Below are 12006 nucleotides of genomic sequence, written 5' to 3'. Positions count from 1 at the left end.
AGAGATTTAGGATAAAAAAAGAGCCCGAGACACCGTCTCAGACTCAACTACTAAGCTTTACCTATTTGTTTTCTTTACTATCTTCAGGTGTTTCAACAGTTTCAGTAGCTTCTTCTTTCACTTCTACTGTTTCAGCAACTTTTGGTTCTGTTTTTTCTACCGTATTTACTGTCGAATCATTGGTTACGACAGTTCCAGGTTTAACCGTTTTGATGGCTGCTCGATCGTATTCTAGAAAAATCCCTTCACAATCTATAACGACTGTGCGTTTTTCATTGTCGATCTCTGAAACAACACCATGTAATCCGCCGATTGTAACTACTTCATCGCCTGATTTCATACTGTCTAGTAAATTTTGTCGTTCTTGTTGTTGTTTCTTTTGTGAACGTGACATAAAATACCACATTGCTAAAAGAGCAACGAACATGACTAACATTGGTAATGATCCCATTTTTTTCACCTCACTAACATGTATCTACACACTCAACTTTAGCAGAAAAAGGCGTGAGACACTAGTTTTTTACATAAATTTAGTGAAAAAGATTAGAAACTTTTGGCATTCTCTTTATTAAACCCATATTCCTCAAAAAAGGCTGCTCGAAATTCTAATAAATTGTCATCCATGATCGCTTGACGCACTTGTTTCATCAAGTTTAATAAGAAGTACAAGTTATGGTAAGACGTTAACCGTATCCCAAATGTTTCATCACATTTGATCAAATGACGAATATACGCACGTGTATAATTTTTACATGTGTAGCAGTCACATTTCTCATCGATTGGGCGGAAGTCATGTGCGTATTGTGCATTTTTCACGACTAAGCGTCCTTGTGAAGTCATACAAGTACCATTTCTTGCGATACGTGTAGGCAAGACACAGTCAAACATATCGACTCCTCTAATCACGCCATCAATCAATGAATCTGCTGCACCAACACCCATTAAATAACGTGGTTTATCCTCAGGGATCAATGGTGTTGTAAACTCTAACACACGGTTCATTTCTGATTTAGGTTCGCCAACAGACAAACCACCGATTGAATAGCCAGGGAAATCCATTGAGATCAAATCTTTTGCACTTTGGCGACGTAAATCTTCAAACCCAGCTCCTTGAATGATACCAAATAATCCTTGACGATCAGGATTCAGATGGGCTTTTAAGCCTCGCTCAGCCCAACGTGAGGTTCTTTCCACTGATTTTTTGACATAATCATAGCTTTCATCAAAAGGAGGACATTCATCAAAGCTCATCATGATGTCTGATCCTAATTTATTTTGGATATTAATTGCTTTTTCTGGTGATAAAAACATCCGAGAACCATTTAAATGATTTTTAAAATGGACACCCTCTTCTTCGATGTTACGCATATCGCTTAGCGAGAACACTTGAAAACCACCTGAATCTGTCAAAATCGGTTGATCCCAATTCATGAACTTGTGTAAGCCGCCTGCTTCTTCTACCAAGTCTTCTCCAGGTCGTAACCATAAATGGTACGTATTACTTAAAATGACTCCCGCACCCATTGCTTTTAATTCTTCAGGTGACATGGTTTTGACAGTTGCTAGTGTTCCCACAGGCATAAACATTGGTGTGGGAAATGTCCCATGAGGAGTGATCAATTCACCAAGACGGGCACCGGTATGTTTTTCTTTTTTGATTAAACGATAACGAATGGCAGGTTGTGTCATTCAATTCCCTACTTTCTCTATAATAATCGCATTGACAACTCCCATCATCATAATCGTTCTAACTCTTTTTTGCAAGGGTTCATTGGGTAACAGGTGTTTATTTAACCTTCATTTTTTAAAGAAATTATAATAACAGATAAAAGATAAAGAAAGCCAAATTGTTTCTTCTTTGTTATACTTATGGCATAAATAAAAAGGAGTGAAACTCATGCTATCTTCAAAAGAACTGAAACAACAAGCAAAAGACAGTTTAAAAGGACGCTGGGGACAAGCTGTATTATTGAATTTAGTCCCAACGTTAATCACAATTGCACTCATTATGATCATTGCTATCCCGACTGCTTTATTATTTGCTCATTCTTATAATGATCCTGCAGCTGTCCAAGATATGGCAAACAATACCAACGGAGGTGCTGCTTCTAGCGGTGGTGGTATTGTGTCTGGTATTATCAGCGCACTATTTATGAGTGGGATTTCATGGACCTATCTAGATATCCTGCGTGGAACCAAATCGACCATCGAACCATTTAAAGATGCCTTTCGTGGTTTTACAGGATTATTTCTTGGTGGTGTGATTTTACTAGCTATTTTGATTTCGATCTTTACTACTTTATGGGCGTTATTATTCGTTATACCTGGTATCATCAAAAGTTATTCTTATTCCCAAAGTTACTTCATTTACTATGATGTTATCACTGAAACAGGGGAAAAACCGAGTGTTCTCAATACGATCACTGCTAGTCGTAAATTAATGGATGGCTACAAAGGTAAATTGTTCTGGCTTGATCTATCCTTTATTGGCTGGCATATCTTAGCCATGCTAACTGCTGGAATTGGTTATTTATGGTTAAATCCTTATATTACAGCAACTAAAGCAGCTTTTTATGAACAATTGCCAAAAAACGTATAAAAATCAATGTCCAATGAAACGACCCTCAAAAGTTAGACCAAAAATCTAACTTTTGAGGGTCGTTTCACATGCTTCAGCCGCAGTCGCTTTTTTCATTTCGCTCACTTCTGCTCAGCTTTTAGAACTTCGCCAGTATACGCATCAACTTTGACTGTCACTTTTTTTATTTTTTCTTTAATAGTAATTGTCCAATACGATTTCCCTGATTGTCTTTCAAGGAACCACTTTACCGCTTTTCCTGTCCCATTCGTTTTTTCAGCTACTTTTTCAGCTACTTCAGTAACTTCCGATAAACTTTTTAAGTTTTTGATATTGAACAGATCTGCGGATTGCTCGGTAGTGGCTTGTTCGTGTTTGTTTCGTATGCGATATACTTTTTTTTTTGATGTTCGCTGTTTTAGTTGAAATTCTTACGCTGCATTCTTTAGTTGCATCTCTACCAGTAATTTCGTAATAGTAAGGACCAACAGTCTGACTAACTTTCACAGAAGTAATCGCTTGATTAGGATAACAAGTCTGATAAGTTTCAAGTGCTTCTTTTAATGATACATTGAATTTTTCCGGCTCCTCAATTTCATCCGCAGATGTGGACGAACTAGAAACATTGGCAACCTTGATTTCTTTCGTTTCATTCCCATAATTTTCATAAGGATAATTAAAAACAAACATCACCAACATCCCCAAACTAAAACTAGTTAATACCGTTAAACACCATACAAACAACTTCATCTTTTCCGCTCCTTCACAATCAATTGTTAGATTCTTGAAATGAACGATTAATCGTTCTTTTTTTAGGAGTTTGAGGCTGGATGAATTGAATCCTCCAGCCTCATTGAGAGAATATAAGAGATAAAGCAAATAATATATCCCTATGTCTTTATTCTACTTAAATCTTTCATCTTATTTTTTTTATTTTTTTACCATCTAGTCATGAACAAATAAAAAAAAAACATATTAGAAAAGCTCCCCCATGGCTTTTCTAATATGTTTCATCATTACTTTTGATGGAAAGGAACGATTTTAGAAGTCAGTGTCACTGATTTCTAAATTTACTGTTACATTTCCACGCAAAGCTTTTGAGTAAGGGCAAACTTGATCTGCTTCTTCAACAAAACGTATTGCTTCATCTTTCGGCATATCTTTGATAAAGACTGTCAAAAGAACTTCTATTGTAAAATCTGCCTCTCCATGATTCAGCAAGGCAACGTTTGCTTTTACTGAACTAGGTTGATTGATGTTCTTTCTAGATAAAACTAATTCTAAGGCACCGTTAAAACAGGCACTATAAGCTGCTGCAAAGAGCTCTTCGGGATTTGTTGCATCCGTGTTTTGGGTTCCAGGTGCTGCGACATCATACAAAAATTTTTTCTCTTGTGAATAAATTTTACCACTACGACCACCTGTATTAATAGTAGCTACCTCATAAATTTTGCTCATAAATTTCGCCCTCCAAAGTTGATTGTAAATATAGTAGTTGGCATCTAGGTAATTGGGTATCACATAAAAGGTTAGTGTATAGGAATGATTGGGTTGTTTACAAGAATAGTAAATTTTACCTGAAACCAAACTGCGTCTATTTACTTCTTTACTCTAAAGGATTATTCAACGTCATTTTTTCTTAAAAAAAATACGAATCTACTCTTTATTGAAATTATTAAAAAATTTTGAGCAAGGAAACTACTCGTGTTCAATTTTCTTTTTTCCATTTCCCTAAACCACTCAAAATAGGGTTATAGCCAAACAAAGACGTTAGTAAAAAATAGATAGGGACGGCTATAGAAACTTGGATTAGATTAGTCAAAAAGGTAGGTGACATGCCATTTGTAATTATTCTTGTAACGAACCACATAATAATGGATGAACAAAAAATAACCAGTAAGTTTTTTTTCTTAAAGCTAAAATTTGTTTGATTCAAGAATGATTTTGTACGTACCACTGTTACAAAAATTTCTGCTAAAAGGTTTGAAAAAACCACTCCAAAAAAACCGATCCACGGTAACAAGATTAAATTAGATAAAATATTGATAACCGCACCAATTAATACAGATTTATTGTAGATTTTTACTTTGCCAATCGGTATCAAATATTGTCTAGAAATGGACATACCTAAGGGCATCACAACGATCAAAATAGAAAAAAGTGGAATAACTTTATTGATGAATAAGAATTCTTTCCCAAAAAACCAGGGAACTAATTTATCGTAAACCGTAAGCATCCCGAACATCGCTGGAACACTAAAATATAATTGTAAATGAATCGTCTTATCAATGATGTCCACCATCTTATTAATGTTTCCTTTGGCATATAACCCACTCATGTGCGGTAATAGCACCATATCAAGCGTTGTAATAACCGTGATAAATACCGTATTGATTGTTAATGAATTAGTGTAATAACCAACAGCTGTACTACCAATAAAAACACCCAATAAAGTCTTGTTTAGATTCGTATAAAGTAAAATAGCAACCTGTGGGATAAAAAATTCAAAAGATGATCGGATATGTCTAAAGCTATCTAAGAATGCTACCTTTTTAAAATTTATATGTTTATGAATAAATAGCCATGTCAATAGTTGAGATAATAAGGTTCCTACTGACTGTAGTAAAACATATAAAATCGTATCAGAAGAATCTTTAATCAGAAAGATAATTAAAATGAAAGTAACAAATTGAATTCCCAGATTGATCATGCTCGTTTTTCTGAAATCCTCGATTCCCATAAAAAACCACGAAATGTCAAACATAACAGCTATAATAGTGAGACTTTGTATATAGAAATAGATCTTATTACCTAAAAAAGTAGTAAATAACAAAAAAACTAAAAGTGTAATACATGTTAAAACTGCTTTTAATAAACAGATTTCCCAAAACGTTTTTGAAATATTTTCTTTACGATTATAAACTAATGCGATTTCTCGATTCCCATACATCGAGATCCCTAAACTAGCGACTAACACAAAATATTGAGTAATCGAATTGGTGTAATTAAAAATCCCTAATCCTCCAGGACCTAATGCTTTTGAAACAATTGGGACTGTAATGATTGGCATGATAATCTTTGTCAGTTGAAATAATGACTGATACCCAAAATTTTTAAGCACATGTTTCAATTCTATTAGTCCCTTCCAAATATATCTCGCGTATAGACTTTCATTTCTACATCTTTGAGTAACGGATCAAATCGATTGGCTAATATCACATCTGAATGCTTCTTGAACTCATCAATGTCCTTTATTACTTTAAATGTCGAAAAATGCTCCTTCTTCACTGTCGGTTCATAAATGACTACGTTAATGCCTTGATCTTTCAAAAGACGCATGATACTTAAAATAGATGAATATCTGAAATTATCAGAGCCCGCCTTCATTGTTAAACGATAAATCCCTACTATATCTGGATTTTTTTCCATGATACGATCTGCAATAAATGTTTTTCTTGTATCATTTGACTGAACGATGGCTTGGATCAGATCATTTGGCACGTGCTGGTAATTCGCTAGTAATTGTTTCGTATCCTTCGGTAAACAATATCCGCCATAACCAAAAGAGGGATTATTATAATAGTCCCCTATTCTTGGGTCCATTGAAACCCCCGAGATAATTTGAGCTGTATCTAATCCATTCATTTCAGCATAAGTATCAAGTTCATTGAAATAAGCAATCCTTAATGCTAAATAGGTATTAGAAAACAGTTTGATCGCTTCTGCTTCTGTTGAATCAGTTAAAATAACAGGAACATCTTTTATTCGAGTATTTTTTTTAAACATCGAAGCAATTTTTTGTCCTCTTTTCGTGTTTTCGCCTACAACGATACGAGAAGGATAGAGATTATCATACAATGCTTTTCCTTCCCGCAAAAATTCTGGTGAAAAAATAAAATCCTCTGATTGATATTTCTTTTTTAAATACTTAATATAACCTAAAGGAATCGTTGACTTAATGATAAATACAGCATCCGTACGTACTGCCTTTACCTTTTCGATTACTTCTTCTATGGAGGAAGTATCGAATAGGTTTTTTTCTTCATCATAATCGGTTGGAGTAGCAATCAAAATAAATTCTCCCCATGATGCTGCACTTTTGAAGTCTTGTGTAAAAGTTATTCCCAATTCTCTATTATTCAAAAATTCTTGGATCTCTTTATCTTCGATTGGGGAACAACCTTTTATTAGTTTCTCGATTTTTTTCTGATCGATATCATAAGCAACCACATCATTATTTTGGGCAAGCAACAATGAATTTGCTAGCCCTACATAGCCCATACCGAAAACAGATAGTCTCATTTCTTACACCTTACTTATTTTTTTATTTTTTGCTTGTTTTAAAATTTTTTGTATTTTTTTATTATCCCCCCATACAGCCTTAGAATCATATTTTCTATCGGGATAGGCACCATAATCCAAATGAATATTCAAGTGATTATCTGCAATGAATTGTTCGACACGTTCTTTTAATTTAACAGGATAACCTGAACAAATATTAATGATTCCTGAGATTTCGTCTTGTTCAACAGCTGCTGCTACTTGAAAACAAAAATCATCATAGTCTAAAAAATCGTATTGGTTTTCCCCCATTGTAAAAGGAAAGTTTACCTCTTCTTCCTTGGCTTTCTCAATGATTTTTGAAAAAACCGAACTACCACCCGGTTGATTCGATACAATGTAATAAGCACGCAACCATTGAAATTTTTTATTGGTTTCTTTAGCCATAAACGAACTGAAATTTCTCAATGAATCTTTTGCAATGCCATAGTAACTCATTGGGTGTGTACTAGTGAATTCGTTAATGCAGCCTTCATAAAATCCAACTTCATGCATCGATCCCATCACTACGATTTTATCGATTCCTGATAAGAAAAATTTTTTTAAAAATAGTGCATGATCGGATAAGTTTCTAATATGACTTTCTGCATTATGGATAAATCCATCTTGCCATGCAAGATGGACTAATACGTTCGGTTCACCAAAATAATGATACGGATCAGAAATATCAAAAAGATTTTCTTGATAGATAGTGGCTTCTTTATTTATTCGATTCGTTCTGACATCTGTCGCAATAACTTCATTTCCATCATTGATCAGTTGGTCTACAATTCCAGTTCCTAAATAACCGTTTGCTCCAGTTACTAATATTTTCATCAATTCTCACTCCCAAAATTTACTATTTTTTCTATTATTTTTTCCCATGAGAAGAGGTCGAGTAACACCTGATCCCCAACAGGGATACGTTTTTTTCCCAAAAATTGAAGCATTTCGTTGATTGAGATCGGTGAATCATCATCCTTTACTTGATAAATATTTTGTTTTACTGCACTAAAAAATGGTGTTTCGCCTGATGTAATCACTGGAATTCCTTGATAAAGTGCTTCGGATACTTTGATAGCTGTCTCAATATTGGCACCTCGTAGATGTAACTTTAATGTACCGATAGCCATTGAAGCTTCACCATAAAGCTGTTCTAATTCTTGACGATCTTTATACCCATGAAATATAACGTATCCTTGTAATCGGTAAGATGCTACCAGTTGTTTTAACTCTTCAATTGCTGGTCCCCCACCAACAATGTCAAAGAAGACCTCTGGTGCTATCTCATCTTTTGTCCGATAATAATATTCAAGTCCTTCAATTAAACGATCCAGCCCATGATAAGGATAAAAATTTCCAACAGCAACTACCCGATGTGTAGGCTGTTCTTCATTTTTCTGATATAAATTGACTGGCAAATTATCCGGATCTACACCATTGTAAAAAGAAACCATCTTCGCCTTTTTTTTATTACTTGTCTTCGCCTCAATTACTGCAATCTTATTGCATTTTTTTTCATACAATCGATCACCTAAGTAATTCCATACTAGACTCAATCCACCCTTTAACTTATTGGGTGCTACATTCAATTGTTCTTTATAATAAGGATAAGTAGGAATTTCCATAATCGTTTGAATTGTTTTTTGCTGAGAGATACTTAACAGTTCACTCATTATTTTTGTATAATATTGATCCCGAAAATAGAAATGAGTCCATTCTCTCGACAACAATAATTTTTTTGTTGCTATTTGGATATCTTTTATTTTTTGACGGTGATTCGTTGCATCACTCTTTGTTAATAGACTGTCGTGAATCATCTGCTTGTCATAAAACTCACGTACTCTTATTTCTTGTTTTTTAAAATAAAGTAACCAACATTGCTTTTTATGATTGCTCATATACTTTGCTTGGGAACAGTTCTTTTTAAAAATACCTTTATTTTCTTCTGCAGAAATCCCACTCAAAAATAAGATGCTCATTGTATTTTGTCCTTTCTTATAGCCATTCATTCTGATAAAATAGCGGATTAAAAATCCTTTCAGGTATAGAGATCGAAAAATAAGAAACATAAAACCAAGCCAGAAGGTGAATAACTAACATCCCCCACAAAACGAGTTGATAATAGGTGACTTTTTTGTATTTATAACTAGCATTGATCACAGAAATATAAATCAAAGGCAATATACCTCTGGCTAAACGGTAAAATTCCACAGAATACCAAAGCAAAGGAATAAACATCAATAAAATCACCGAAGCATAAAACACATATTGTGAGAATAGTTTATTTTTTTGACTGATTGTACTTTTAGGAAATCCTAAATGTGCCCAGTATGCTAACCCCACATTCAGCAAGAAAAGAAAAATAACTTGTATCGAACCATTTGTTATTTTTTCAGTATATTGTTGGATTCTTCCGGAATTTGTTGAGAACTCTTCGATTAAATAATTCAAATAGGGAGGAGTTCCACTATAGATTACATAGATCAACTCCAGAAAAATTGCACCACCAACCATTAGTTGAATAAAAAACTTTTTGTTTTTTGAAGATAAAAATAAAAACGGTAGATAAAATAAACTGATCGTATGAAATAAGCTAGCGCTAATTATGCCAAAAAAATATTTTATTTTTTTATTTTCTACTAAATATGGAAATGAATAAATCACAAGAGATATCGCCACTAAATTCCTTAGTTGAATAGCATCAATAAAAAATAAAAATAACGTATAAATAATTATAAATAGATGAGTATTTACGCAATATTTTTTAACTGTCGCACCGATTAATAGGGTTGCAAATAAAAAGACCAACCCACGCATACCAAAGAGTCCTAAATTTAATTGTCGGCAAAACTGTGCAAAATAGTAAAAGCCGAATTCTGTCGCTTTATATTTGATACGTGCATCATCAAAATAAGTTGCTTTATAGTAGACCATGTCTGTATTTTCAGTACCACCTGCAAAAATCAATCCAAGGATCAAAACACTTAATAAGAGTAAATATTTATTGCGTTTATTTCTGAAAACTTCAATAAAATTAAGTATCAGTACAGCAAAATAAGCAACGATGATCATCCAGCAGACACCCTATTCAACATTTTTTTTATAAAACTGGTTCCATAAATCAACTGATTCAAGGTTCGATATCTCCGTTTTTCCATTAAACGACTCACCAGACATAAATAGTTTCTATAATACCGTGATGATTCTATGATTAAAGGTTTCTGTATTTTCTCTTTGGACAATAGTTGTTGGATATCTTGTAGCATCTTTTTTTGATTCGCTGTATTCATGCCGAATTGGGTATAGATATTCAACCCATGTCGTAAAAAATAAGTATAGCGATATTTTTGATAGTAGGGATAAACGCGTTCATTCCATTCAATTTCTCCAATTGTTTCTATAAATATTTGAAAATCTTTCACAGCTGAGGGATTATTTTTTAAAGAAGTACTCGTCAATTCACGTTGACTATATTGATAAACTACTTCGGGGACCAGCTGAATCGTTTGACATTTAGAAACATAGTTAAAATTGAATAAAGTATCTTCTTGCCCATAACGAAATCTTTCATCGAATTTCAAATCATACTCATCTATTATTTTTTTTCGGTACAAACAATTCCATAAATGGAGAAACGTCATTCGATGATCTAAATTAAACAAAGCATAAGCAATCTCTTTTTGATCCTTTAATTGCTTTTCTTCATAGGAGTAATCTATTTCAGACAAAAGCAGTTGTTTCTTATCAATCAACTGCATCGATTTGCCGCCTACGATCATATCTGCATCTCCGATTTTGTTAGACAAATAGACATAGATATTGGGATCAATTGCATCGTCTTGATCGATAAAACTAACAAATTCGCCTGTCGCATAAGCTAAACCTGTATTACGGGCTGCACAGATCCCCGCGTTTGTTTGATGAATCAATAATATACGTTCATCTTGTTGTGCAAATTTTTGGCAAATTTGATAACTATCATCTTGTGAACCATCATCAATCAAAATCAACTCGATATTTTTGTAGGGCTGATTCAATAACGCTTGGAGTGTATTTTCTAAATACAAGCTTCCGTTATAGATTGGAACAATCACGCTAATTCTCTTCAATTTTCTTACTCCTTTCCACTGAAGATCCGATCGAGCCAAGTGGATAATTGATAGTTTTTGTAAAGTTGATCATTTAGTAAATGGTAGTCTGTCTCAATAAAACGTTGTGGAATAACTGGCTTTTTTCGGTCAACTACGCAAATGTTATCAGGATGGTAAAAATCATAATTTTTCACTTCTGGATTTGTTGTAATCAGTTTTCTTCTCATTCCATGTGTCTCAATCGTACGCATCGTGAGACCTGATTGATTTGCTAGCTCTAGATCCAAAATAATTTTGCTCTCTTTAACCACTTCATTAACGAGTGTTTGCGGAAGTGGTTGATAGATGAATTCTTCTTTTTTGGCTGTTGCGAGTGTCTTAGTTCCATATTTGTAATAATAAAAATGCCAGATAGAAGGAAGATATAGTTTGAAATAGTAGCTATATTGTTTTTTCTCACAAAGTTCTTTTACTTGATTGATAAATGAGTAACGCATGCTATGACCGAATCCCACAAAAGAAAAAAGATAGGTTGGCTCTTTTTTGTTTTTCTCATCGGAATTTATGTAGAATAATGGCAAAAAATTTAATTCTGCGTATTTCTTGCAGTCTTTCGCATCAAAACTATATAAATAATTAAAATAATCAAAGTATCTAGTCACTTGTGAAAATGTAGCAATTGAATCCCACAAATAGGCTAATTTAGGGATCGGTCCAACAATATCGGTCACCTCTTTGATGAACTTTTCAGGAAACAGTACTGGATTGATAACGAAAAAGTAATCATAATTTTCTTGTCCTATCGCTAATAAAATTTGCTTCAGATAACTCTCTCTTAAGGTATTGAACTTTGTAGAAAGTTTCATTTTGAGGTGTGAGTCCGAAGGGATCGCATTATAATACGTCACTTTTGCGCCTTTTCTTTCTAATTCTTCGATGATCAGCTGTGGATAATCGTAAAATTTCCATGCAATAAACAATATTTTTTTATCCTTTAAGCGTTTGTCCATACTA

At 33.7% G+C, this 12006-nt stretch carries 13 protein-coding genes; 1 reads left to right on the top strand and 12 read right to left on the bottom strand.

What is annotated here, in order from left to right; translation table 11 throughout:
* Nucleotides 1-61: 61 nt before the first annotated feature.
* Together yajC and tgt are read right to left on the bottom strand one after the other, a co-directional pair.
* Nucleotides 62-451: a preprotein translocase subunit YajC gene (gene yajC, locus AB5M32_RS06885; RefSeq protein WP_010720295.1), complete on the bottom strand. Its 390-nt coding sequence runs from the start codon at nucleotides 449-451 to the stop codon at nucleotides 62-64.
* 92 nt (nucleotides 452-543) lie between these two features.
* Complete coding sequence (gene tgt / locus AB5M32_RS06880; RefSeq protein WP_010720296.1) at nucleotides 544-1689, bottom strand: tRNA guanosine(34) transglycosylase Tgt; 1146 nt, start codon at nucleotides 1687-1689, stop codon at nucleotides 544-546.
* A 208-nt stretch (nucleotides 1690-1897) separates the two neighbouring features.
* On the opposite strand from tgt, the gene AB5M32_RS06875 reads away from it, so the two are divergent.
* Nucleotides 1898-2599 carry a DUF975 family protein gene (locus AB5M32_RS06875; protein ID WP_126344801.1) on the top strand — a complete coding sequence of 234 codons (702 nt, stop codon included), beginning with the start codon at nucleotides 1898-1900 and terminating at the stop codon, nucleotides 2597-2599.
* A gap of 101 nt (nucleotides 2600-2700) precedes the next feature.
* Here the strand turns inward: AB5M32_RS06875 and AB5M32_RS06870 are convergent, their stop codons facing one another.
* From AB5M32_RS06870 to AB5M32_RS06825, 10 genes are all read right to left on the bottom strand, one after another.
* The gene (locus tag AB5M32_RS06870; RefSeq protein WP_368024380.1) at nucleotides 2701-2910 is read right to left on the bottom strand and encodes a PepSY domain-containing protein; all 210 of its coding nucleotides are present in this window, start codon (nucleotides 2908-2910) and stop codon (nucleotides 2701-2703) included.
* On the bottom strand, nucleotides 2876-3328 hold the full coding sequence (locus AB5M32_RS06865) for a hypothetical protein (RefSeq protein WP_126344803.1): 453 nt from the start codon (nucleotides 3326-3328) through the stop codon (nucleotides 2876-2878). Before AB5M32_RS06865 ends, AB5M32_RS06870 begins: the two co-directional genes overlap by 35 nt.
* A gap of 291 nt (nucleotides 3329-3619) precedes the next feature.
* On the bottom strand, nucleotides 3620-4036 hold the full coding sequence (locus AB5M32_RS06860) for an Ohr family peroxiredoxin (protein ID WP_010736880.1): 417 nt from the start codon (nucleotides 4034-4036) through the stop codon (nucleotides 3620-3622).
* A 250-nt stretch (nucleotides 4037-4286) separates the two neighbouring features.
* On the bottom strand, nucleotides 4287-5708 hold the full coding sequence (locus tag AB5M32_RS06855; protein WP_010720300.1) for a flippase: 1422 nt from the start codon (nucleotides 5706-5708) through the stop codon (nucleotides 4287-4289).
* A gap of 5 nt (nucleotides 5709-5713) precedes the next feature.
* On the bottom strand, nucleotides 5714-6880 hold the full coding sequence (locus tag AB5M32_RS06850; protein WP_368024372.1) for a nucleotide sugar dehydrogenase: 1167 nt from the start codon (nucleotides 6878-6880) through the stop codon (nucleotides 5714-5716).
* 3 nt (nucleotides 6881-6883) lie between these two features.
* Entirely contained in the window at nucleotides 6884-7735 is an 852-nt protein-coding gene (locus AB5M32_RS06845) for an NAD(P)-dependent oxidoreductase (RefSeq protein WP_010736877.1), read from the bottom strand.
* Nucleotides 7735-8880, bottom strand: coding sequence for a glycosyltransferase family 4 protein (locus AB5M32_RS06840; protein WP_161652308.1), 1146 nt, complete (start codon nucleotides 8878-8880; stop codon nucleotides 7735-7737). Before AB5M32_RS06840 ends, AB5M32_RS06845 begins: the two co-directional genes overlap by 1 nt.
* A gap of 16 nt (nucleotides 8881-8896) precedes the next feature.
* A complete protein-coding gene (locus AB5M32_RS06835; RefSeq protein ID WP_010720304.1) occupies nucleotides 8897-9973 on the bottom strand; it encodes an EpsG family protein in 1077 nt (358 codons plus the stop codon).
* Nucleotides 9970-11010 (bottom strand): glycosyltransferase family A protein, encoded by a 1041-nt coding sequence (locus AB5M32_RS06830; protein WP_010720305.1) that lies wholly within the window; start codon nucleotides 11008-11010, stop codon nucleotides 9970-9972. Before AB5M32_RS06830 ends, AB5M32_RS06835 begins: the two co-directional genes overlap by 4 nt.
* A 5-nt stretch (nucleotides 11011-11015) precedes the next feature.
* Nucleotides 11016-12002: a hypothetical protein gene (locus tag AB5M32_RS06825; protein WP_096709713.1), complete on the bottom strand. Its 987-nt coding sequence runs from the start codon at nucleotides 12000-12002 to the stop codon at nucleotides 11016-11018.
* Between the last annotated feature and the right edge of the window lie 4 nt (nucleotides 12003-12006).

The sequence above is a fragment of the Enterococcus sp. C57 genome, assembly GCF_040887305.1.
Taxonomy (GTDB): domain Bacteria; phylum Bacillota; class Bacilli; order Lactobacillales; family Enterococcaceae; genus Enterococcus_B; species Enterococcus_B hirae.
This window is presented reverse-complemented; position numbering and strand designations above follow the sequence as displayed.

Coding starts and splice junctions, on each gene's coding strand:
- AB5M32_RS06850 (WP_368024372.1), bottom strand. CDS start 6,880: ATGAGACTATCTGTTTTCGGTATGGGCTATGTAGGGCTAGCAAATTCA.
- AB5M32_RS06835 (WP_010720304.1), bottom strand. CDS start 9,973: ATGATCATCGTTGCTTATTTTGCTGTACTGATACTTAATTTTATTGAA.
- yajC (WP_010720295.1), bottom strand. CDS start 451: ATGGGATCATTACCAATGTTAGTCATGTTCGTTGCTCTTTTAGCAATG.
- AB5M32_RS06825 (WP_096709713.1), bottom strand. CDS start 12,002: ATGGACAAACGCTTAAAGGATAAAAAAATATTGTTTATTGCATGGAAA.
- AB5M32_RS06840 (WP_161652308.1), bottom strand. CDS start 8,880: ATGAGCATCTTATTTTTGAGTGGGATTTCTGCAGAAGAAAATAAAGGT.
- AB5M32_RS06875 (WP_126344801.1), top strand. CDS start 1,898: ATGCTATCTTCAAAAGAACTGAAACAACAAGCAAAAGACAGTTTAAAA.
- AB5M32_RS06860 (WP_010736880.1), bottom strand. CDS start 4,036: ATGAGCAAAATTTATGAGGTAGCTACTATTAATACAGGTGGTCGTAGT.
- AB5M32_RS06845 (WP_010736877.1), bottom strand. CDS start 7,735: ATGAAAATATTAGTAACTGGAGCAAACGGTTATTTAGGAACTGGAATT.
- AB5M32_RS06865 (WP_126344803.1), bottom strand. CDS start 3,328: ATGAAGTTGTTTGTATGGTGTTTAACGGTATTAACTAGTTTTAGTTTG.
- tgt (WP_010720296.1), bottom strand. CDS start 1,689: ATGACACAACCTGCCATTCGTTATCGTTTAATCAAAAAAGAAAAACAT.